Below are 24925 nucleotides of genomic sequence, written 5' to 3'. Positions count from 1 at the left end.
GTCACAAAAATGCTTAATAACTTTGTCGTTGATACTCCTTGGCCTGTCAGTGAGCGGCCGGGCCGGCGCGCGCGCCGAAGAAAAATTGCGCATTGCCGTCATTGAAACCCTGGATTATCCGCTCAATGTATTTGATAAGCCGCATCAGTTGACGGGCGGTTTGCTGAAAGACTATACCGATGCGATTGCGCGGGGCTTGCAGGCACAAGTTGTGTATCAGACTTACTCGCGGCGCCGGGTAGAACCGGCGCTGCAGCGTGGTGACGCTGATCTGGTTTGTTATTTCAGTCCGCAATGGATGGATCAGCCCTCAGATTTGCAGTGGAGTCTGCCGAATCTGCCGCAGTTCGAGCGCGTGCTGGTGCGTAAGGGGAATGCAGTGCCGACCAGCTATCCTGCTCAGCTAATCGGAAAAAAAATTGCTACCCAGCTGGCCTATCATTACCCACAGATACAGCAAGAAGTGGCAGCCGGTAAAATTCAGCGTCTGGATCAGGTAGAAGTCGCCAGTATGTTCCGGCTGGTGGCGATGGGCGCGGCCGATGCGCTGATCACCTCTGAGCCTGAGATAGAAGGCTATTTCAAACTGCATCCCGAACAAAAGCCGCACTTCAGTGTCGCCCCTACGCTTTTTTCCAAGGTCTATACCCAATGTGCGCTTTCTGCAAAATCCGCCTGGAAAATAGAGCAGATTAACCGCCAGATTCAACGTTTGCTGGACAGTGGCGAACAAAGCAGGCTGTTACATCAATACGGCTTGACTGAAAAATAAAGCTGCAACGCCGTTATCCAATCAAAAAAATTTTTCATTCCAAAAGTCCCCGTATTTATTGAGTACTGGCCGCATTTCGTCTTGTGAGCCGCGTCCTTGCTCAGTCTTTCTCTTCAAACTGAATACAAATCAGCCTTGGCAGCGGATTTAATTTATTTCATTTTTCTTCAGTGTTGTAAATTGCCGACGAGAAATTAGAGGCGCCGCTCAGTTGCAGGCAAAAATGGACTGAAATCGCACGAAATTTGTGCATTTTTTGTCGAAACCACGATTCCATATCGCGCACATTTGGTGCATTTTAGAAAATGCTGGTGCGCAGCATTCATTTTTGACAAAATTTATCGTCAAAATGATTTATAAATTCGTCAAAATGTAATTTTTAACGGATTTTTGACGTCATTTTGCTCACTATTCTTGGACAAAATTTCCCCCTACACTGAGCCAACGTTGTTGAAGTAACTAGCCCGGCGGGGCTGCCACATGGGCGCAGCGATGCGCAAATAATGAATGATTTCCGGCAGTGAACTGACTGGAAATCCATATAACCAGGGAGAAGTACACATGCGGTTTCAATCACGATCCATCCTCGCAACACTCATTTTGTCTGCTGTTTCCAGCGGTGCTTTTGCAGCCAGCCACACGGTCGAAAATCTGACCATATTCGCTGGTGAAAAAGCGGCTTCTGCAAAAGATGTGCTGGCCAAAAACGCTGCAAAATATGGACTGCCAGCCAGTCTCGATAATCTGGTGCTGACCAAGGTGCAGGATTCCCTGCTCGGTAAGCATTACTACTATCAGCAAATGCTGCGCGGTATCCCGGTGGATCGCGCTGAAATCGTCATTTCTATCAGCCATAAAGGCGACTTGCTCAAAGTCTTCAATGAGACTAAGCCAGTGTCTGCACAGGCCGATGCCAATGCCGTCAATCAGTTGTATGTGCAAAAGCAAATCACTACAGAGCAGGCTTTGGATAAAGCCTGGACCAATATGAAAGTGCAGCACAAACTGGTGGATGCACCGAAGACCGATCTGGTCTGGATTGCAGGCCCTGCCGGTTTCCAGCTCGCACATAAAGTCAACATCTCGGCACAGATGCCTACCGGTGGTTTCGTACAATACATCAGCACCGCCGATGGCAAATTGCTGGACTCGTATTCAACCACGCTGCCACGTATGTCCAAAGGTGGTGAACGCAGTCTGGCTGAACGCGCCAAGCTGAACGTCTCCACACTCGACCGTCAGTCTGAAACAGCGGCATTTTCTGCCAAGCTGGGCAAAGTGGCAGCGGCACCTGCTGCCAGCAGTCTGGCCGTGGCAGCGGCGGCTTCCGGCGTGAATGGCAGCGGCCTGGTGTTTGATCCTGATCCACGTACTGCACTCAATACTGAAAATCTGACCGACACCTCAGCGGCCAGCGCGTTTGATGCCGCGTATTCGACCAAAACCCTGCGTGATCTGACCGTTACCAATGGCGTCTATAAGTTGTCCGGTCCTTTCGTGAATATCACGGATATCGAAGCCCCAAATACTGCACCTAGCACCACCACCAACGGCGTGTGGGCAGCTAAACGCGGCAACAATGCGTTTGACGATACCAACATCTACTTCCATCTGGATCAGAGCCAGCGCTACATTCAGTCGCTGGGTTTCACTGGTTCTAAATCCATCATTAACCGTCCGCTGAATGTGGATACCGATGGCGTGAATGGCGATGACAATTCCCATTACCAGCCAGCTGCTGCCGGTAAGGATTATCTGGCCTTTGGTCATGGCTGTGTGAATGACTCCGAAGACGTGGGCGTGATCCTGCATGAATACGGTCACGGTATGCAGTACAACATCAACAATAGCTGGTCTGGTGGCGACACCGGCGGTATGGGTGAGGGCTTCGGCGATTACTGGGCCGCTTCCTATTCCTACAGCACTGCAAACGGTAAAACCTTCCATCCGGAATGGGCGTTTAAATGGGATGGGCATAATGCATGCTGGGGTGGCCGTATGCTGAACCGCACCGATGCCAAATACAATGCATCGAAATCCTATCCTGCACATACCTCAGTGACAGAAAATGGCGTGACCTTCCAGTCTGATGAATTATGGTCTGCTCCCCTGTTCCAGTCGCTGGTCGCGCTGATCGCTGCCGGTAAGCCACGTGAGAACGTCGATAAGATTATCCTGGAAGCGCATTTCGGTCTGGGTTCTAACGTCAAGATGCCAGCGATGGCGACAGCGATCGTGAATGCGGCAACTGCCTTGTTCCCGAACGATGCGACCTATGCCAATACTTTCCGTGCCAAGTTTGAAGCGCAGAATATTCTGGCTGGCGCTGTACCTCCGGGCACCGTCATCAGCGAAACAGAAAGCAACAACACCACAGCGACAGCAAACGTAATCAGCACTTCGAACACGACTGTGAATGGCACGATGAGCGCCAGCACCGACGTGGATTATTTCAAGGTCACGGTTCCAGCCGGTAAAACCCTGAAAGTGGTGATGACACCAAACTCCAGCTCTGACTACGATCTGGAACTGTATAGCAGCACTGGCACCAAGCTGACTTCCAGCACCAACGGTAACGGTGCAGCTGATACAGTAAGCAATGCGAATACGGGTACAGCGGCGAAAGTCGTGTACGCCAAAGTACTGTATTACAGCGGTGGTACCGGTGCCACGAATGGTAAATACAGCGCGGTATTCACCTGGTAAGTATGCAGGGCAGGACACATAATAAAAATAAATAATAAGAAAAAATAATAATAACTCTCCTTTAGATTGAGCCCATCCCTGACCGGATGGGCTTTTTTTTATTCGGTCGCGATACGCGAGAGGTGACAAAAGGCTTGGCTGTATGCTAAGGAAGTAGCGCAATATCGGCCGCCTAGCTTGCTTTTGACCGTTAATTTGCTGAAAAAACAGGCGAACTTTCCTTATCCTGCACCTATACTGGGAACAACAGAGTAAACTAGCGTCCCAAATATCTTGTCGCATCCTGCGATACGAGCGAACGAGCGAGCATCGCCATGTCAGAAAACACCACCCCCTTATCTTTTGCCGACCTAGAACTGAGTGCGCCGCTGCTGCGCGCGCTGCAAGATGTCGGTTACGAAACCCCGTCGCCTATCCAGGCGGCCACGATTCCTTATTTGCTGGATAACCGCGATGTACTGGGCCAGGCTCAGACCGGTACCGGTAAAACCGCATCGTTTGCATTGCCTATCTTGTCGCGCATCGACATACGTCAAACCACGCCGCAAGCCTTGGTTCTGGCACCGACCCGTGAACTCGCGATTCAGGTCGCTGAAGCGTTTCAAACCTACGCGCGTCATATTCCCGGCTTTCATGTACTGCCGATTTATGGCGGCCAAAGCTATGGTCCGCAATTATCAGCACTGCGCCGTGGCGTGCATGTGATCGTTGGCACACCGGGCCGCGTGATCGACCATCTGGATAAAGGTTCGCTGGATTTATCCGCACTTAAAACTCTGGTGCTGGATGAAGCCGATGAAATGCTGCGTATGGGCTTTATCGACGATGTCGAGCGCATCCTGCAAGAAACGCCGGAAGGCCGCCAGACTGCGCTGTTCTCCGCCACCATGCCATCGGTCATCAAGCGTATCGCCCAGACTTACCTGAACAAACCGGCAGAAGTCACCATCGCAGCCAAAACCGGCACTGCCGACAATATCCGCCAGCGTTACTGGCTGGTTTCAGGCATGCATAAACTGGATGCGCTGACCCGTATTCTGGAAGCAGAAACTTTCGACGGCATGATCATCTTCGCTCGTACCAAACTGGGTACCGAAGAGCTGGCCGCCAAACTCGATGCACGCGGTTTTTCCGTGGCCGCGATTAATGGCGACATCAATCAGCAGCAGCGCGAGCGCACCATTCAGCAACTGAAAGACGGCAAGATCGACATTCTGGTCGCGACCGATGTGGCTGCCCGTGGTCTGGACGTAGAGCGTATCAGCCACGTCATCAACTACGACGTGCCGTATGATCCGGAAAGCTATACCCACCGTATCGGCCGTACCGGTCGTGCCGGTCGCAGCGGTGAAGCGATTCTGTTCATCACGCCACGTGAAAAAAATCTGCTCAAAGCGATAGAACGTGCCACCCGTCAGCCGGTATCGCCGTTGGAATTGCCAACCATACAAACCGTGAACAATGTGCGTATCGCACGTTTCAAAGATCAGATCGCCACCACGCTGGCGCAAGGCGGACTGGAAGAATTCGCCGCCGTGATCGAAGACTTTGAACAGGAACACAATGTGCCTGCGATTGAAATCGCAGCGGCACTGGCGAAAATGGCGCGTGGCGATGAGCCGCTGCTGTTGGACAAAAACTATCGCGAAACTAAAGCGGATGACAGCTGGCGCGAAGAGCGTGCGGGCCGCAATGATCGCAATGACCGCAACGACCGTGCCCCACGTGAGCGTGGCGATCGTTTTGAGCGTACGGATCGCGCTGAACGTGGTCCGCGTCGCGAACATAGTCCACGCGTTGCTGAGCCTGGCATGCAGACTTACCGCATCGCAGTCGGTCATGAGCATGGTGTAAAGCCAGGCAATATCGTCGGTGCGATTGCGAATGAAGCCAATATCGAATCGAAATTCATCGGTCGTATCGATATTTATGACGACTACACCATCCTCGATCTGCCTGACGATTTGCCGGGCGAGATGCTCGATCATTTGAAATCGGTACGCGTGGCCGGTCAGTCTTTGCGCATCAGTGCTGAGAACGGTACTGCAGCTGCATCCGATTTTTCTGCACCACGTGCAGCACGTTCGGACCGTCATGAGCGTACTGAACGCACAGAGCGCACAGAGCGCGCGCCACGTATCGCTGACAGCGCACCGGGCAGCCGTTTGAATCAGGTGGTAGACCGTGCCTTCAGCACACGTGAAGAACCGGAAGAGCGCGCCGCTAAGCCAAAAAAGGACAAGACCAAGGTCGCGATTCCTATGCAAAGCTACCGCATTGAAGTTGGCAAACAGGATGCCGTCACACCATCCAATATCGTGGGTGCGATTGCAAACGAAGCCGGACTGGAAGCCAAATACATAGGCCGCATCGAAATCTTTGACGACTACAGCACACTGGATTTACCAGACGGTATGCCTAAGGAATTGCTGCAGCAACTCAAAGGTGTCTGGGTCGCCGGTAAGCAAATCAAAATCAGCTCGATCGGCCCATCCAGCGGCGGTATCGCGCAGGATTTCCCGGCCGGTGCTAAACGCAGCGGCGGTGACCGTCGCGTCGCAGAAAAAGCAGGCGGTAAACCAGGCGTGAAATCCTTTGCCGGTGCGCCACGCAGCGGCGAGCGTCGTCCGTCCAAGTTCGATAAAAACAGCGGTACTTCGCGTCATAAGTCGGGCAAATAAGCGTACAAATAAGCGCACAAATTAGCAGACGTAGTGTCCACAACTTGAATCACTCAGTTTGTTGTTGTGATCCGGTTCAGAAAACCCCATGCAAAAGGATTTGCATGGGGTTTTTTGTTTTTGTGCATCAGCTCAAGCCTTAGAATAGAAGCTCACGCTGCGCGGATTTGCGTCGCGCTGTCACCTGAATATGAAAGGACCGTCCAGCATGGCCAGCTCTGTGCCTGTAATGCCGTTTTCGGTACGTGCGCAAATGTTCACGCATCTGGCAATGATGGAAAAATCCGGTCTGTCTGCGCATCATGCGTTTTCTTTGTTGCGTTTGCCTGCGAGGCTGCAACCCAGGGTGCAGCGTGCTTTGCGTGAATTAAGGCGCGGTAAGGATATTGCGACGGCGGGACAAATTGCAGGCTTGTTGAGCGACCTTGAAAGTCAGTTATTACGTGCGGCCTGTCAGGCGGGCAGCCCGGCTGTGCTGTATCAGCGCCTGGCTGATAACTATACCCAACGCAGTGCTCAGATCGCAGCCGTCCGCAGCCGCTTGCGTTTTCCTTTACTGATTTTACTGATCGCGCTGTGCGTACGACCTTTGCCGCAACTGGTTAGCGGCCAGATTAGCGGCACGGCTTATCTGGGCGGATTGTTGCTGCCGTTTTTGCTGCTGGGTGTGCTGGCCTGGCTGATTGCGCGTTTGTGGCAAACCTTGGAGCGCGGCGATTCTGCATTCGCTGACAGCGTGCTGCAGGGCGTGCAGCACGTGCCTGTGCTGGGACGTTTTCAGTTGCGCCACGATGCCAGAAATTTTTATGAAAGTCTGGGACTGTTACTGGAAGCCGGGGTGCCGGTATTTGATGCGGTGCCCAGGGCCAGCCAGACCGTGCGCAATCCAGCCCTGCGCGCGCACTTTCGTGCTGCGGTGAAGGAATTACATGCGGGTCGCAGCCTCTATCAGGCGCTGATGCAAGTGCCGGATGGTGGCAATGGTGCGATTATGCCTTTGTTGAATGTGGCGGAACAAAGCGGGACTCTGAGCGAGACCTTATTGCGTTATGCGGCGCAGGAAAATGCGCAGCTGGCGGATAGCTGGCGTCAATTGGCGGATTGGTTACCACGTCTGTTTTATGCCGTGATCGCCATCTGGATCGCGATGCAATTATTATCCGGGCCAGGCATCATGCCGCGCATGCCAGCCGATGTCGGACTGGCTCATCAGGACTGGCTGTCTGTTGTTGTGAACAGTTGATCTGTCCCTGTTACGACCTGCTGTGCAGCTTTGCACCAAAGTACAATTCGCCTGCTGAGATGTTTGCCTTATCGTGTACGTCATAGTACGCAACCGTCTACAGGTGAAATCATGAAACAGCCAAACTCCTCAGCCAGATTTTCTGCTTTTCCTCTTTCCGCATGTGCCTGCGCCGCAGCCTTGCTGATCTTGTCCGCTTGTGGCGGTGGTGGCGGTACGGGTAGTGGCGGTAGCAATGGCAATGATGGGAGTGGCAGTTCCTCAGGTGGCAGCACAGGTGGCGGCAGTCCGCCGGTCGCAGTGAAAACAGCGCTGATCATCAGCAAGGCAGAAGTTGCCCAGACCCATCTGATACCGCCCGAGGGGCTGAACTGGAGTCTCAAAAACAGCGCGCCTCTGACGCTGGCAGCGCAGCGTGATGCGCTGGTTTTGCTCAGACTGGGCAGTGCAGATGCACAAAATCCGGTTGTGGAAGTGCTCAAGGATGGCGCAGTATTAGGCAAGCTGGCTTTGACGCCACCCCCTCAATTGCCACCTTCTGAGGGACTCGACACGCCTTACGGCAGTGACTTATGGAGCCTGATTCTGCCAGCGAATCTGGTACAGCCCGGCATCAGCCTGCGCGTTTCTGCCAGCAATTACGATTACAGCAAGCCGGTCGCTGTGACGGTTGGCGCCAATACCGAATTGCAGATGCAGATACTGCCCTTCGTGTTGTTTGGCGCCACCAATGCCAATACCGGTCTGAATCTCGATAACGAACGTGTGTTGAATATGGATGCGGCAGCTCAGCTGCGGGCTGCTGCGACCTGGCCTGCCTCACAGGTCAAGATCAGTAATCATCCGCTGGGCCAGTTTGTGGCAGATGCGATCGTGATTCCACCCAAGGCTGGCGCTGCTGCCTATGTGGTCAGTTCTCATCATGAAGTCAAAGGCGGTCACCTGATCGAGACCAGCAGTGATATGGCGCTGCTGATGCATCGTGCCAATGGCGATGGCGCGATGAACCGCGTTACCTACGCCTCTATCATTGCGATCGATAAAACCATCAAGAACAGTAATCAGCTGGCCTGGATAGGCGGCGGCGTCAGCTGGGTAGGTTCCGGCGTCGGTGCCGGTGCTAACACCTATGGTTTGTTATTGCATGAAACCGGACATGCGATGGGATTGGGGCATTCTGCCGGCGAGTATAACGATGCCAATGACCGTACATTCCCATATATCGCGGGGTCGATCAAGGGCTCTGTCTGGGGCTTTAATATGGTGACCCGTGAATTCCGCAATCCGCTGATGCCACCGACCGCACCAGCCTTTATCTGGTGCCGTACCAATAACGGCTATCAGCTGGATGAAAAAGGACGTTGCTATCGCAAAGATCCTATGGATGATGCGGATAATGGCAGCGATCCTAAATACACCCTGTCTATGTTTTCCGATTTCAATACCGCGCGCATACAGCGTTGGATACTGGAAAAATTCAAAGCAAATACTGCGTCGGTGACCGGTTTGTCGAGCTGGGACAGCAGCCGTGCAGCCTGGGTCGATTACACGCCAAAAACTCATTCTTACGGTGTAGATGGAATCAAACAAAATTTACCGCTGAGCCAGAATATACCTGTGCATACTATCGTGGCAACGTATAGCAATGTGGCGACTGCCGGAGCATCGCGCTTTTATCATCCGGTCACACATCAGGGGAATCTGATCGAGACCATTGATCCTATGGACAGTGCGCAGCTCAGTAAAATTTTCCCTTACAGCCAGAACGGCAGCAGTCCTGAGTATATGTGGTACTGCCATTCATCCGGTTGTGATTACACGCTGCGCGTCACCTTCTCCGATGGCAGTCAGATCTATCGTGTATTGAAAGAAGGTTTCAGAAAATACTCTTATCCGGAAACCTTTGATACCGGTGTCAATGACCCGCTCAATGGCAGAAGTCAGCAAAGCTGGGCCATCAATATTCCAGCCAAAAATGCTGCGCAAATCCGCAAGCTGGAATTGCTCGATACCCCACTGGTATGGCGTCTGACGCCAGCCCAGATCAGCAGTGCGCGGGTCGTAATGAGCAGTTCTTACTGAGCTCTTAGCGTTCGCGCTGTGTACGTTGATAGTGCTGATCAGTTCTTGCAGCAAGGTCTCGCGCGACGGGTGTGATGGTTCGGCGGCGTTGCTGAGTGCATCTGGCGCAATCAGACTCAGTTGCTTGCGCTGTCTGGCTGTCAATCCATCTTCCAGGCTGGCGAAATCCTGAGCTTTTGTGCAGCTTTGCACCAAAGTACAATTCACCTGCTGAGATGTTTGCCTTATCGTGTACGTCATAGTACGCAACCGTCTACAGGTGAAATCATGAAACAGCCAAACTCCTCAGCCAGATTTTCTGCTTTTCCTCTTTCCGCATGTGCCTGCGCCGCGGCCTTGCTGATCTTGTCAGCCTGTGGAGGTGGTGGCGGTACGGGTAATACTGGTAGCAATGGCAATGATGGGAGTGGCAGTTCCTCAGGTGGCAGCACAGGTGGCGGCAGTCCGCCGGTCGCAGTGAAAACAGCGCTGACTATCAGCAAGGCAGAAGTCGCACAGACCCATCTGATACCGCCCGAGGGGCTGAACTGGAGTCTCAAAAACAGCGCGCCTCTGACGCTGGCAGCGCAGCGTGATGCGCTGGTTTTGCTCAGACTGGGCAGTGCGGATGCACAAAATCCGGTTGTGGAAGTGCTCAAGGATGGCGCAGTATTAGGCAAGCTGGCTTTGACGCCACCCGCTCAATTGCCACCTTCTGAGGGACTCGACACGCCTTACGGCAGTGATTTCTGGAGCCTGACCTTGCCAGCGAATCTGGTACAGCCCGGCATCAGCCTGCGCGTTTCTGCCAGCAATTACGATTACAGCAAGCCGGTCGCTGTGACGGTTGGCGCCAATACCGAATTGCAGATGCAGATACTGCCCTTCGTGTTGTTTGGTGCCACCAATGCCAATACCGGTCTGAATCTGGACAACGAGCGTGTGATGCATATGGATGCCGCGGCTCAACAGCAGGCAGCAGCGACCTGGCCCGCTTCGCAGGTCAAAGTCAGTAATCATCCAATGGGCCAGTTTGTGGCAGATACGATGGTGATTCCTCCCAAAGCTGGCGCTGCTGCTTATGTGGTCAGTTCTCATCATGAACTCCGCGACGGCGCACACGTGATCGACACGACGAATGATCTGGCCTACCAGATTCATCTCGCCAATGGGGACATGGCGATGAATCGTGTGACCTATGCCTCCATCATCGCAATCGATAAATCGATTAAGTCCGCGAAACAATTGGCCTGGATAGGTGGTGGTGTCAGCGTGGTCGGTTCCGGCGTCGGTGCCGGTGGCAATACCTATGGCTTGTTATTGCATGAAACAGGCCATGCGATGAGCTTAGGACATTCTGCCGGTGAGTATAACGATCTCAGTGGCAGTAAGTTTCCCTATATCGCAGGGTCTATCAAGGGATCGGTCTGGGGCTTCAATATGGCGACCCGCGAATTCCGCAATCCGCTGATGGCACCGACTGCGCCACGTTTTACCTGGTGCCGCACGAATAATGCCTATCAGCTGGATGAAAAGGGACGTTGCTATCGCAAAGATCCTATGGATGATGCGGATAGTGGCAGCGATCCTAAGTACACGTTCTCCTTGTTTTCTGATTTCAATATGGCGCGCATACAACGCTGGATACAGGAACAAATCAAAGTTGATGCAGCTTCAGCGACCGGCTTGTCGGGCTGGGACAGCAGTCGCGCGGCCTGGACCGATTACACGCCAAAAACCAGTAATTTTGGTGCCTATGGGATTAAACAGAATTTACCCTTGAGTGTGAATGTGCCTGTGCATACTATCGTGGCGACGTATAGCAATGCGGCGACCGCCGGGGCTTCGCGCTTTTACGATCCGGTCACGCATCAGGGCAATCTGATCGAGACCATAGATCCGACAGTGACGGCGCAGCTCAGTAAAATTTTCCCCTACACCCAGAATGGCAGCAATCCTGAATATATGTGGTACTGCCACACGTCTGGTTGTGATTACACGCTGCGCGTCACTTTCTCGGATGGCAGTCAGATCTACCGCGTATTGAAAGAAGGTTTCAGAAAATACTCTTATCCTGAGACCTTCGATACCGGTGTCAATGACCCGCTCAATGGCAGAAGTCAGCGTAACTGGGCTATCAATATTCCAGCCAAAAATGGTGCGCAGATTCGCAAACTGGAATTGCTCGATACGCCGCTGGTATGGAGCCTGACGCCAGCTCAGATCAGCAGCGCACGGGTCGTGATGAGCAGTTCTTACTGAGGTCTTAGCGTGCACCCTTGGCGCCCTTGGCGCGCCTGATCGTACTGATCAGCTCTTCCAACAAGGCGCTGCGGGCCGGATGTGATGGTCCGGCAGCGCTGCTGAGTGCCTCGGGCGCAATCAGACTCAGTTGCTTGCGCTGTCTGACCGTCAGCCCGTTTCCGTGGCTCGCGAAATCCTGAGGCGGCGTCCCTTGCCAAAATAAGCTATGCCAACGTTGCAGATCTTTGTGGCAGGCCGGATGCCAGTGCGCTTGCTGTGCTGCTGAGGTATCGAGTGTGCTGGCCAGACCCAGTAGCGGCGTCTGATAACGGTCTTCCAGTGCATTCGCGATCAAATGTAGCAAGCCACCCTGATACACATCAGCAAAGTGAGTCTGCTGCAGCGCCTGTTCGGCGATGCTGTAAATCTTCAACTGCTGTGGCTGCAGTGTGTGTTTGCGTAAGGCTGGGCCGAAATGGCTGAGTGCAAATTCCAGGCTGCAGGCGGGCGCGAGCAATTGCAGGCTGGCGAAATCTAAATCGCTGCCACTCGCGATCATTTGTCCCGCCAGTAAGGCACCGGCACGGTCGCCTGTCAGATGTAATTCCAATCCCGTACCACACTCGGCACAGTCACGTTTCAGTGCGTGCAGTACGCGCAGCAGCACATGCAGCGCGCGTGGCGGCTGATCAGCTTGTGCCGCCAGCCAGGCATTGTGTTTCATCTGCGTCCAGCGCGCTTTCCAGCCCAGTGCATCGGCCTGCGCCTCGATGCTGCGATTCAGCGCGGCGGACCGGCTTTGCTGAGCAAATTCCGCACGCAATTGCTGCTCCAGCCCGGTGAGGCCGTTATTCCAGCTCATAAAGACGGGATAAATCCCTTGCGCCAGCCAGGCCGGGGCACTTAGGGCGTTTTCCTGTATCTGCTGCGCTTCATCGCAGAGGCCACTTTGCGCGATCACTGCCAGCCTGAGCGGCCCGCGCTGCTTGGTGTGGGTATGCCAGGCCAGCGGAGCCTGCCGCGCGATATAGTCCACCGTGGCGGCCGCATTGGCAAATGGCAGCAGCCTTTGTATCACGCGCGCGCTGCTGTCGAGTACCAGACTCATGCTGTAAGCCTGATCCAGACTCAGCCCGGCCGGATTCTGGTGTGAGGCATGCTGGCGACAGGAATGCAGGCTATTGCGCCGGTAGGCGGCCGGTACGCTGCTGCTTCGCGTACCGGCGTCATTGCGCGGCACCCCGAGTGCAAAGGTCCAGGCATCGCTGCCATGCTGCAGCCAGTCTTCATAAGGCAGAATAGCCAGCCCCTGCCTGCCCCAGTCTGCGCCCCAGGAGTTTTGCACCACAAAGCCCAGCGTGGTATAGCCGATCAGCGCAAACGCATGCATGCCCTGATGATGCGCATGTGGCTGTATCACCGGTAAATCCTGCAGGCTGAGCACGGCAGGGCTGCGGCCTGCGCCCGGCTTTTTCGGATGATCCCAGCCTGCGTGTACTGCAGAAGATACATACAGCGCACCGCTTTGCGCGATGGCGGCCTGCATGGCACTGATATTGTCTTGTTCGACGCGGTAATACATACCCAAAGTACAGCTCAGCGCATCGATATCCCAGCCAGGCTGTGGGGCTTCAAACGCGGCCACAGTATCATCCGCTTTGACTGTGTACGGCCACAGACTGGCCGCGCACACGCCATGCTTATGCCAGCCCTTTAAGGCGCCGCGACAGCTGGAGCCGGTGTAATCTTCACCCGGCCATTCATCATAAAACTGTGCCAGGTGATACAGCATGCGCGCACTGCGCGGGGTAACCGGCTGACCGCGTAACCAGTTCAGATAATGGATGACGGCGGCCAGCCCGAAACCGGTACAGGCACCATCACTGCCCTGATTCATGACATAACCAGCCGCCAGATAATCCGGCCAGCGCTGACTGACACAGGCCGCATCCGGGAATTGCTGCGGCAGATGACGCACCTCCGGCACAAAGCTGCGGTCGCGCAGATCGAGCCGGTCGGCATGCGCACCGGTTTGCAGTGCGACGCTGTAAGGGAGTTGGCTGAGCTGGTTTGAACGGGAAGACATGAGCGGGCTCCAAAACAAAGCCCCGCCTTGTTTCCAAGCCGGGGCTGTGTAATCTGACGTGCTAACCGATTATTTTATTTTTTCGCTTCAGCGGATGCAGATGCGGAAGCTGGTGCCGATGCCGCAGGTGCTGCTGTAGCGGAGGCAGAAGCCGATGCGGATGCCGACGCGCCGACTATTTCAATCTTTGCTTTCTTTTTCAGGTCTTCCAGCATTTTTTTCAGGTTTTCCTGTTGCAGCTGTTGGGTCAGACCCGCTTTGATGTCATCCAGCGCAGGCACTGTCACCGGACGGGAATCGTCCAGGATGATCACGTGATAGCCGAACTGGGATTTGACTGGCTCTTCAGTGAATTTACCTTTTTCCAGTTTAGCGACTGCGTCACCGAATTCAGGCACCATGTTACGTGCATTGAACCAGCCCAGATCGCCGCCTTTGTCTTTAGAACCAGGATCTTTGGAATTGGATTTTGCCAGCGCGTCGAAAGACTTAGGATCTTTCTTGATTTTAGCGATGAGTTCTTTTGCCAGTTCTTCTTTTTCAACCAGGATGTGGCGTGCTTTGAATTCATTGCCGCCTGCCGAAGTTTTGAATTTCTCGTATTCTGCTTTCAGTGCTTCGTCAGTCACTGCAGCATTTTTCATATAGTCTTTGACATAGGAATTGGCCAGGATAGACATACGTGTCATTTCCAGCTGTTCTTTGACTTCCGGTGTCTTATCGATGCCTTTGTTGACCGCTTCCTGCGCTACGATGATTTGCATCGCGAGGTTGTCGATCACCATTTTGCGGGTTTCAGCATTGTCAGGCAGACCTTGTGCAGCCTGTTGCAACATGATCTGATCCAGTTGTTTTTTGCCGATAGGTGCGCCGTTGACGGTCGCAGCCACAGCATCCTTCTCTGCGGAAGCAGAGGCAGCTTTATCTTTGTCATTGCAAGCGCTCAGCGCGAACAGCGCAATGGCACTACCCAGAACGACGCGGGATTTGATCGACATGAATATTTCCTTAAAGTTGAACTGCTGTGCAGCGGATAAGCATTTTTGCATGAGCAACGGGCTCATGCATTCAAATTAATTTGACGCTGAATTCTACCTGTGAATTTGCCAAGTATTCACGCTTCCTTACTATTTGTAGCGAAAAAATCAGCGAAATCTGCGTAGATCAGGGTTTTCAGCGTCTTTAGATGCGTACTCAGCAAGGTAATTCCTTGCCTCAGACACAAAAAAACATCTATTTCACACTGCATGGAACCAAGTGCAGCTTTGCGGTTCATAGTCAGGATCATAATAATTTACCTGAGGAGACCAAGATGCGCCTGCCATCCCGCCTGCTGGGCTGTCTGTTGCTGTTGACTTTACCGTGTGGCCAGCTGTTGGCTGCGGAAGAAAAGACCGATCTGGAGCTGATTAACCGCCTGCGTGATGAGGCGCTCAATCATTCCAAAGCCCATGAGCACCTTGGGGTGCTGACCGATGAGATAGGCGCGCGTCTGACCGGCTCTGCCGGATTAAAAAAAGCGGCGGACTGGAGTCAGTCGCAATTGCGCACCTGGGGTTTGCACAATGTGCATACCGAAAGCTTTGCGCCTTTCGGACTGGGTTGGTCGTATCAGCATGCCAGCCTGCGTATGCTGAGCCCGATGCCGCTCGATTTGCTGGCGATTCCCAAAGCCTGGACCCCAGCTAGCCGCGGTGCACAGCGTGGCCGTGCCGTGATCGCCAGACTCAGTAGCGAAGAAGATTTGCAAAAGTGGAAGGGCAAGCTCAGCGAGGCACTGGTGTTGCTGGATGAACCAATCAGTTTCAAACCGCATCTGACCGGTGATGCCAAACGCTACAGCAGTCAGGAGCTGGAAGAACTGCAGAAAATGGAGCTGGAACCAGGTGCAACGCGTCGTGCCGATCCGCAGACGGTTCAGAAACAGCAGCAATTCCAGAAAAAACTGCAAAGCTTTCTGAGTGCGGAAAAAGTGATCGCAACCCTGCATGTATCGCGCGGCGAAGACGGCACCGTATTTGTGCATAGTGGGGGCTCGTATAAGACGGGCGAATCGGCGCAGGTTCCGGCGCTGGTGCTGGCGAGTGAAGCCTATAACCGGCTGTACCGTTTGCTGGAAAAAAAGAAGCCGGTCGAGTTGGAAGTGCAGGTCGATGCGCGCTTTGAAGACGAGGATGCGCAGGCAGCGGTCAATGTGATTGCCGATATTCCGGGCAGCGATAAAAAAGATGAAATCGTGATGTTGGGTGCGCATCTGGATTCCTGGCATGGCGCGACCGGCGCGACCGATAATGCGGCTGGTGTCGCGGTGATGATGGAAGCCGTGCGCTTGCTCAAAGAGTCAGGCTTGAAGCCACGCCGCACTATACGTCTTGCGCTGTGGGGTGGTGAAGAGCAGGGTTTGCTCGGTTCCCGTGCCTATGTACAGCAATGGGTGGCTGCGCGCCCGGAAAGCACAGACCCGGCTGAGAAAAGCCTGCCCGCATTTTTGCGCAAACCGGCTGGACCACTGCAGGTAAAGCCGCAGCATGGAAAAATTTCCGCTTATTTCAATCTCGATAATGGCGCTGGCAAAATCCGTGGCATCTATGCCGAAAACAATGTGGTGGTAAAGCCGGTATTTGACGCCTGGCTGGCACCGTTTGCCGATCTGGGCGCGACCACCACCACCTTGCGCAAGACTGGCAGCACCGACCATGTGAGCTTCGACAGTGTAGGCGTACCGGGTTTTCAGTTTATTCAGGATCAGATGGATTACATGACACGTACCCATCATTCGAATATCGACGTGTACGACAAAGTGCAAAAAGCCGACCTGAGTCAGGCCGCGCTGATTGTGGCCAGCTTCGTAGCGCACGCTGCCAACCGCAATGAACTGTTACCGCGCAAACCGATGCCGAAAGATCCACCTAAAGATGCAAGTAAGGAAGCAAATAAGGAAGCCGCCAAAGACGCGATTGAAAACAAAACTGAAAGCCTGAAATAAAGCGGCTGGCGCTGGCATACAATGCAGGCTGGCGTTGTTTAGCATTTTTCAGAATAGGATTTGGTCATGACAGATACAGCAAATACCCCTGTGCCGGATACGCTGGAAGACATGCTGCCGGTCGGTATGATCAGCAGCGGCGGCAGCGTGGCAGCCGCGATGGCCAGTGTGGCGCAGACTAAGCGCGGCTTGCCCGGCTGGGAAGCATTTCACTATGAGAGAGTGGCGCCGCTGGCGTATGAAATCACCGGCGGCATCGCGGTCAATATCGCCGGGGTCAAAAAATTTCAGGGCGAACACGATACGGTGCAGATCACGGAAACCGAAATCCTGAATGCGCTGCGCGCAGCCCAGCATCCGGCACAGCCAGATGTGATGAGCTTGCTGGAGCAGGATTTGCTGGCAGCCGATATTGGCCACAGCCGGACTGCACCGGCAGGCCATCAGCCTAAGTTTTTGAAAGTCGTATTTGCACTGCCTGAAGATGAAGCCGGACGCCAGCGCCTGCTGCAAGCCTTTCAATTGCAGGCCAGCTTCTTCGGCGCCAGGGTACAGGCCTGTTCCCTGCATGATCATCATCCGGTGTGATGATGAAGCATCACATATCTGCGCGAATTGCCGCGCCTGTGCTGACTGCTTTGCTGCCTGCGCTGCTCTATTGCAGCACTGCGCAGGCCGCGCCGCCAGACGGCTATCAACTGGTCTGGCAAGATCTGTTTCAGGGTGAGCAGCTCGATCTGAAGCGCTGGACGCCAGCCACCTATCTGCGCGATGCGGCACAGCTGACGGCAGACGCGGTCAGCGTGGATGCGCAGGGCCTGCATATCCGCACTTACAGCGAGCAGGGTCAGCATTACAGCGGTTTTTTGAGCACAGCCGGCAAGTATAGTTTTCGTTATGGCTATACCGAGTCGCGCATCCGCTTTCAGGACGCACCGGGTGGACATTGCGCATTCTGGCTGCAGTCACCCACGCTGGGAAAATGGACAGGCGACCCGCAACGCTCCGGGGTGGAGATAGACATCATCGAGCACAGACTGACCGATATGAAGGGTAAGGACGTGAGCCAGCTGGCTTCGTTTAACCTGCATTGGGATGGCTACCGTGAACAGCATCAGCATCTGGGTGGCAAATGGCAGTCGCCTGTGTCACTCGATGGCAGCTGGCATACCTATGGCTTATTGTGGACACCGCAGGAATACGTGTTTTACGTCGATGGCACAGAACGCTGGCGTACCACACAGGCGATTTCACAGGTGGCACAGGAAATCCGCCTGACCTGTGAACTGAAAGACCGCGGCTGGGCCGGGCCCTTGCTGCCACAAGGCTATGGCACGCGCGAACAAAGCCCGTATCGTATGGATGTGGAGTGGGTCAAGGTCTGGCAGCAGCCTTAAACCTGGTGCCGCAGCGAACACAAGTCGGAGAACAGCCATGCAGAATACATTGATGTGCAAGCCTGCTTCGCTAGCTGGAATGGTTGTGATGCTGTTATGCTGCAGCGACCGGGCACAGGCTGACCAGGCGGCCGACACCTATGCGTTGGCTGAGCGTATCCTGGCTCAGCTCAGTGATACCCGCTACACCCATCGCGGCCAGACTGGCGCAGCCGCGCAGCCCGACATCGTGCAGCAGCAGGATGGCAGTTACCGGGTAGTTACTGATTGTTCAGGCTGGGTCAGCTATGTACTCAGCCGCACCGCGCCGCAATCTATGACAGCAATCCGTGAGTACGCACAACAATTGAAGGACAGGCAGAAATGGCCCCAGGCTTATGTGTATCAGCAGTTTTTTGCTACGCTGGGCAACGGCACGGCACAGGGCTGGCAAGGTGTGCGCGATCTGCGGAAGTTGCGTGCCGGTGATGTGGTCAGCTGGTGTCTGAATCAGTATTGCATGAATGCGCCGCCAGATAGTGCACCGGCAGCAGATACCGGGCATGTGATGATCGCTGCCGGTCCGCTACAGCCGCTGGATGCCGATGCGCTGACACAGTTACAGACACTGCTGCAGCGTAAGCAATCCAGTCTGCCACCGGCTACGGCAGTGGTCATGCAAATGCCGGTGATCGATGCATCGACGCTGCCCCATTATGCAGACAGCAGCCGCTCCAAAACGACAGGGACTTCGGGGCTGGGACGTGGCAATATTTACGTGGCACTGGATGCGACAGGGCGGGCACTGGGCATACAGTTTCCGGGTGCTGCATTCCGCTATACCTATCGCGGGCCAGATGGCAGACAGCACACTCTGCATGTGAATGCGGCGCGGCCTTTTGCAAATACACCGGGGCAGTAAGCTGGCGCTGGCCGTGTTCAGGTGGCCAACGCTACATCAGATTCAGGGTAAAACGACTGAAAAACCGCCTGCCACTTCACGGAACATGCCGGCATGCCCTTTGGCATAAGAAAAGGGTGTGACCACGATCAGATTGACAATTTTGCGCTGACTCACAAAGCCCAGAAAGCCAAAGAAATTTTTGCCGGGCAGACTGCCTTCATACACCACTTCATAGCCATTGCCGCCCGCATTCGGACCTATGTGTTCCTCGACAAATTGCAGATCCGGTACTTCATTACTTTGCATCATGTCCTGAATGCCACGTACATGCGCAAATTTACGCGCTTCCATCAGAGACTTGGCGACACTTTCGATTTTATTCTTAGGAATATCCATCGCTTCCATACTGAGCGCCAGCGAGGTGCCGGTTTCCGGACAAAACAATTGCAGCCTGCCGTCATCACTTTGATTCGGGATTTTTTCCCAGTGCCGGTCAGAGATAAAAGTAAATTCTTTATGCGCCCAACGATTTGCCATCTGTGTTTCTCCGTGTCGGCATCAGTCTGTGCTGATGCGCTGCTGTTCTCAAGGTAGCCGCCACTGCATCACGCACCTGATTCAGGCCAGCGGATTGCAAGGCGGGACAGGCATTCTGCCGTATTTCTGCGACTTAGGGAACGGTGACGGAATTTGCGCAGAAAAATCGTAGTCAGTGTTGGCAAAAAAAAGCAAGGCGCATCGCGATGCGCCGCATGGCGGCGTCAGTCGCACGGGAGATGCTTAGCCCCCGTCAGCCCCCATGGGAAAATTCCCCGACGCACCGCAACATACTCCCCTGAAGCAGCAACAGCCCGCATATGCAGCGTTTTTGCTGCAGCACGGCATTGCTTCAGCACAAAGTCGGGCCGGAAAACGCTGTTTTTTTCATGGAAAAAAGCAAAGGTATTTGTCGCCTTTCGCAGTTTAGAGGATACTGGCGGCTGGCAATGAATTCGCAGTGATTTTCCCGTATCTTCCCACCCGAAGGAGAACGTATGACCACAACGCACTTCGCAGAGCTGATCGCTTATGCGCAAGCCCATCCTGGCCCTGCTGCCGACCGACAAGGTCCTTTTCTGGCAGCTTATTTCGAGAACACCGATCCCGACGAAATCACGACCCGTGGGCCAGCCACCCTGTTTGCACAGGCAAACGCGCACTGGCGTTTGCTGGATGCACCACGTGCTGCTGCCACGCCTGCCGTCAGGGTGTTTAATCCTACGCTGGCCGAAGATGGCTTCGTGAGTGAACACACAGTCGTGCAGATCGTCAATGACAATATGCCCTTCCTGGTGGATTCGGTCACGATGGCGATTAACCGCAGTGGCCGTACCGCGCACTGGATCGTGCATCCGCTGATGAGCGTGCAACGCAATGCGCAGGGACAGATCAGTGCCGTCAGTTCGGTCGCGGCTGCCAAGGCTGCTGGCCGCGATGATCCGGTTGAATCGCTGATCATGGTCGAATGCGACCGCATCGTGAGTGCAGCGGATCAGCAGGTGTTGGCGAAAGAATTACTGGCGGTGCTGGCCGATGTACGTGCCGCTGTGACCGACTGGTCTGCCATGCTGGAACGTGTGCAGCAAGTCAGCAGCGCTTGCGAGAAGCATGCGCCGGCGCAGACCGCCAATGAAGGCGTGGCCTTCCTGCGCTGGCTGGAAGACCGTCACTTTACTTTCCTCGGTGCGCGCGATTATGAGTTGCGCAAGGATGGCGATAAAGTCACGCTGGTGGCGATTCCTGAATCCGGTCTGGGTATTTTGCGTGGCAAAGTACAGACCAGTCTGGCCTATCTGCCACCGGAAGTGCAGGCCATCATGGAATCCGATGAGACCCTGCTGGTGACCAAGGCGATGACACGCGCCACCATACACCGTCCGGCCTGGCTTGATTATGTCGCGATTAAACGCTATGACGAACAAGGCAAAGTGATCGGCGAATCGCGCTTCCTCGGTCTGTACACCTCCACCGCGTATTCCGTACCGGTCAGTGAGATTCCACGCGTGCGTCAACGTGTGGCAGAAGTCATGCAAAGTTCCGGCGTGGTGCCGCAAAGCCATGCAGCCAAAGCCTTACAAGCGATTTTGGATGATTATCCGCGCGATGAATTATTCCAGATCGACACCGCAACCCTGGCGGAGCATGCGATTGGCATCCTGCGTCTGCAAGAGCGTCAGCGTACCCGTCTGTTCCTGCGCCGCGATCCGTTTGGCCGCTTCACTTCAGCGCAGGTGTTTGTGCCGCGCGACCGTTACAACACGGAATTGCGCGTCAAAGTCGGCAACGAATTGATGTATGCACTCAATGGTCAGTCGATAGAATTCACGCCTATGCTGACCGATAGCCCGCTGGCCCGTATTCATTACCAGGTCAGAGCCAAGGAACGCGCACCACAAAATGTGAATCTGGGCGCACTCGAAGCCCGTATTGCCAAGCTCGCGCAGCGTTGGGAAGATGACTGCACCGCAGAATTGCTGCGCACCCACGGCGAAGGTGGCGGGCTGGCGCTGGCCAACCGTTTCTCCGACGCTTTCCCAACTGCCTATCGTGAAGACTTCTCGGCGCTGGTTGGCGCTGAAGATGCAGAAATGCTGGCCAGCCTGACACCGGCTGCACCGATGGTCGTCAAGCTGTATCGCCCGCTTGATGCTGAAGCCGGCGTACTGCGCTTTAAGATCTATAACACCAGCAAAGTCGCCTTGTCAGATTCCTTGCCGGTGCTGGAGCACATGGGCGCGCGTGTGCTGGACGAGCATCCTTACCAGATCCTGAATGGCAATGACAATTTGTGGATACATGATCTGGGCCTGCAACTGCCTGCGACGACGGATTTATCCGCGATCAAGGGCAGGTTTGAAACCCTGTTCTCGCAAGTCTGGAAAGGCGATGTGGAGAGCGATGATCTGAACCGTCTGGTGCTCAATACCGCACTCGATGCACGCTCTATCGCTGTGTTACGCGCCTGTGCCCGCTACTTCAAACAACTGGGCTTTGCTTACAGCCAGACTTATATCGAAGCCGCGCTGAATAAGAATGCCGCGATCACCCAGCTGATCGCTGAATTATTCGGTGCCCGCTTTAAGCCTGATTTTGGCGGTGACCGCGAAACAGCGCAGCAGCAGATCAAAGAGAAGCTGGAAGCCGAGCTGGCCAATGTCGCCAGCCTGGACGAAGACCGTATCCTGCGCCAGTTCTACGCCACCATCATGGCAACCTTGCGTACCAATCTGTGGCAAACCACGGCGGATGGGCAGTTCAAGCCTTACATGAGTTTTAAACTCAACCCGCGTGAAGTGCCGGGCGTGCCTGAACCTAAGCCTTTGTTTGAAATTTGGGTCTATTCGCCACGGGTGGAAGGTGTGCATTTACGCGGCGGCAAAGTCGCGCGCGGCGGCTTGCGCTGGTCTGACCGGCGCGAGGATTTCCGTACCGAGATTCTGGGGCTGGTCAAAGCGCAGCAAGTCAAAAATACCGTGATCGTACCGGTCGGTTCCAAGGGCGGCTTTGTACTGAAAAATGCACCGCCGGCATCCGAGCGCGAAGCCTATCAGGCCGAAGGCGTGGCTTGCTATAAGATCTTCCTGTCCGGCCTGCTGGACATTACTGACAATATCGTCAAAGGGGCGGTGGTGCCACCTGCGAAAGTGGTGCGCCATGATCCGGATGATCCTTATCTGGTGGTGGCGGCTGATAAAGGCACAGCGACTTTCTCTGATATCGCCAACGGCGTATCAGCGGATTACGGTTTCTGGTTAGGAGATGCTTTCGCTTCCGGTGGTTCGGTTGGTTACGATCACAAAAAAATGGGCATTACCGCACGCGGTGCCTGGGAATCGGTCAAACGCCATTTCCGCTCCATGGGCATCAATACCCAGACGACACCGTTCACGGTGGCCGGTATCGGCGATATGTCGGGTGACGTGTTTGGTAACGGCATGCTGTTATCGGAACAGATTAAGCTGGTTGCAGCCTTCGATCACCGTCATATTTTCATCGATCCGGCACCGGATGTGGCTGCCTCATTTAAAGAGCGTCAGCGCCTGTTCAACCTGCCGCGCTCGAGCTGGGATGACTACGATAAGAAGCTGATTTCCGAAGGCGGCGGCGTGTATCCGCGCAGCGCCAAGGCGATACGTCTGAGTCCTCAGGCGCGCGCCGTGCTGGGTGTGGAGACCGAAGAACTGACACCGGTGGAATTACTGCGCGTGATTCTGCAGGCACCGGTCGACCTGCTGTATAACGGCGGTATCGGTACTTATGTCAAAGCCACGTTTGAAACCCATGCCCAGGTCGGTGACAAGGCCGGTGATGCCTTCCGCGTCAACGGCAATGAGCTGCGCTGCAAAGTGCTGGCAGAAGGCGGCAACCTTGGCTGTACCCAGAATGGCCGTATTGAGTTCGCACAAAAAGGCGGTCGCATTTATACCGACGCGATTGATAACTCGGCCGGTGTGGATTGCTCCGACCATGAAGTGAATATCAAAATTCTGGTTGGCGCCATCGTTGAAGCCGGTGATCTCACGCTCAAGCAGCGTAATGATTTGCTGGCCTCGATGACGGATGAAGTCGGCCATCTGGTGCTGACTGATAACTACTATCAAAGCCAGGCGCTGGACATTGCTGCGCACCGGCCGCTGTATGTGCTCGATGGTCAGCAAAGACTGATGCAGACCCTGGAAAAACAAGGCCGTCTGAACCGCGCGATTGAATACCTGCCTAGCGATGAAGAAATCTTCCATCGCAAAGCGCGTAAGCAAGGCCTGACTGCACCGGAAGGCGCGGTGGTGCTGGCCTATGCCAAGATGTCGGTGTTCGATGAGCTGGTGGCATCCAATTTGCCGGATGATCCTTTCTTCAGCCGTGCGCTCAAGGCTTACTTCCCGCAAGTCTTGTCTGAGCGTTTTGCCGATGCGATTGCGGTGCATCCGCTCAAGCGTGAAATCATAGCGACCTATATCACCAACACCGTGGTCAACCGCGCTGGAGCGACTTTCGTCAATTTCATCGCCTCTGAAGCCGGTGCCAGCGCTGCGGATGTGATCCGTGCATTCACGCTGGCGCGTGAGATTTTTGATCTGGAAGTCTTGTGGGATCAGATCGATGCGCTGGATTACAAAGTCGATGGCAAATTGCAGCTGGACCTGTTGTCGAAACTGATCGCGATCACCCAGCGTGCCTCGCGCTGGATGCTGCGTATCCGTGCCCAGAGCAGTGATATGCCTACCCTGATCCAGCGCTTCCAGCCTGCCGCCCGTGAATTGCGTGGCCAGCTGGAAAACTGGCTGCCAGCGAATGCGCGTGCGGCCTGGCAGCATGAGGCCGATGCACTGACGCAGGCTGGCGTGGAAGCAAAACTGGCGCAAGATCTGACCGCGCTGGAATTCATCTTCCCGGCACTCGATCTGGTCGATCTGGCTGGCAGCACTGGCAATGACATCGAAACCACTGCACGTGCGTATTTCGGGGTGGATGATGAGCTGGGCCTGAGTGGCTGGCGCAATCAGATCAACCGCCTGCCGACGGATACGCTGTGGCAGACGCAGGCGCGTGGCAGTGCGCGTGATGATGTGTATTCGATTGCGAGTCAGATCACACGTGGCCTGTTGTCGCGTCAGGAAGCACTGGCCGACTGGCATCAGCGCCATCTGAGCGCCATCGAACGCCTGAATACGCTGCTGTCCACCATCAGCGCCCAGGCCGCCGATCTGGCACCGGTCTCAGTCGCGATGCGTGAATTGCGTCATCTGGCATAAGTAGTAAGCCTGGGATGTCTGGCTTGCCTGTCCGGTTGCCTGATACCGGTACATGGGGCAGGCTGGGCATCACA

14 protein-coding genes are annotated in these 24925 nt (G+C 54.7%); 11 read left to right on the top strand and 3 right to left on the bottom strand.

Features of this window, described 5'->3' with window-relative positions; all coding sequences use genetic code 11:
- The first annotated feature begins 22 nt into the window (after positions 1-22).
- From EYB48_RS05260 to EYB48_RS05235, 6 genes are all read left to right on the top strand, one after another.
- Positions 23-772, top strand: coding sequence for a substrate-binding periplasmic protein (locus EYB48_RS05260; protein ID WP_162019252.1), 750 nt, complete (start codon positions 23-25; stop codon positions 770-772).
- Positions 773-1333: 561 nt separating this feature from the next.
- Entirely contained in the window at positions 1334-3478 is a 2145-nt protein-coding gene (locus EYB48_RS05255) for a hypothetical protein (RefSeq protein ID WP_162019251.1), read from the top strand.
- A gap of 314 nt (positions 3479-3792) precedes the next feature.
- On the top strand, positions 3793-6159 hold the full coding sequence (locus tag EYB48_RS05250) for a DEAD/DEAH box helicase (RefSeq protein WP_162019250.1): 2367 nt from the start codon (positions 3793-3795) through the stop codon (positions 6157-6159).
- Between the two features lie 208 nt (positions 6160-6367).
- Positions 6368-7402, top strand: coding sequence for a type II secretion system F family protein (locus tag EYB48_RS05245; protein ID WP_162019249.1), 1035 nt, complete (start codon positions 6368-6370; stop codon positions 7400-7402).
- A 111-nt stretch (positions 7403-7513) separates the two neighbouring features.
- Positions 7514-9484 carry a M66 family metalloprotease gene (locus EYB48_RS05240; protein ID WP_162019248.1) on the top strand — a complete coding sequence of 657 codons (1971 nt, stop codon included), beginning with the start codon at positions 7514-7516 and terminating at the stop codon, positions 9482-9484.
- 267 nt (positions 9485-9751) lie between these two features.
- On the top strand, positions 9752-11725 hold the full coding sequence (locus EYB48_RS05235) for a M66 family metalloprotease (RefSeq protein ID WP_162019247.1): 1974 nt from the start codon (positions 9752-9754) through the stop codon (positions 11723-11725).
- Between the two features lie 4 nt (positions 11726-11729).
- Here the strand turns inward: EYB48_RS05235 and EYB48_RS05230 are convergent, their stop codons facing one another.
- Positions 11730-13793, bottom strand: a complete 2064-nt coding sequence (locus EYB48_RS05230; protein ID WP_162019246.1) for a C1 family peptidase — start codon at positions 13791-13793, stop codon at positions 11730-11732.
- A gap of 74 nt (positions 13794-13867) precedes the next feature.
- Positions 13868-14791, bottom strand: coding sequence for a peptidylprolyl isomerase (locus EYB48_RS05225; RefSeq protein WP_162019245.1), 924 nt, complete (start codon positions 14789-14791; stop codon positions 13868-13870).
- Positions 14792-15105: 314 nt separating this feature from the next.
- Between EYB48_RS05225 and EYB48_RS05220 the strand changes: the two genes are divergently transcribed.
- From EYB48_RS05220 to EYB48_RS05205, 4 genes are all read left to right on the top strand, one after another.
- Entirely contained in the window at positions 15106-16779 is a 1674-nt protein-coding gene (locus EYB48_RS05220) for a M20/M25/M40 family metallo-hydrolase (protein ID WP_162019244.1), read from the top strand.
- Positions 16780-16845: 66 nt separating this feature from the next.
- Positions 16846-17367: a hypothetical protein gene (locus EYB48_RS05215; RefSeq protein ID WP_162019243.1), complete on the top strand. Its 522-nt coding sequence runs from the start codon at positions 16846-16848 to the stop codon at positions 17365-17367.
- Complete coding sequence (locus EYB48_RS05210) at positions 17367-18176, top strand: glycoside hydrolase family 16 protein (protein ID WP_235934913.1); 810 nt, start codon at positions 17367-17369, stop codon at positions 18174-18176. Before EYB48_RS05215 ends, EYB48_RS05210 begins: the two co-directional genes overlap by 1 nt.
- 37 nt (positions 18177-18213) lie before the next feature.
- Complete coding sequence (locus EYB48_RS05205) at positions 18214-19077, top strand: hypothetical protein (protein WP_162019241.1); 864 nt, start codon at positions 18214-18216, stop codon at positions 19075-19077.
- Between the two features lie 42 nt (positions 19078-19119).
- Here the strand turns inward: EYB48_RS05205 and EYB48_RS05200 are convergent, their stop codons facing one another.
- Entirely contained in the window at positions 19120-19596 is a 477-nt protein-coding gene (locus EYB48_RS05200) for a hypothetical protein (protein ID WP_162019240.1), read from the bottom strand.
- Between the two features lie 497 nt (positions 19597-20093).
- Between EYB48_RS05200 and EYB48_RS05195 the strand changes: the two genes are divergently transcribed.
- Entirely contained in the window at positions 20094-24851 is a 4758-nt protein-coding gene (locus tag EYB48_RS05195; RefSeq protein ID WP_162019239.1) for an NAD-glutamate dehydrogenase, read from the top strand.
- The last annotated feature ends 74 nt before the right edge of the window (positions 24852-24925 follow it).

This window comes from Cognatundibacterium crateris, assembly GCF_010078235.1.
Taxonomy (GTDB): domain Bacteria; phylum Pseudomonadota; class Gammaproteobacteria; order Burkholderiales; family Burkholderiaceae_D; genus Undibacterium; species Undibacterium crateris.
This window is presented reverse-complemented; position numbering and strand designations above follow the sequence as displayed.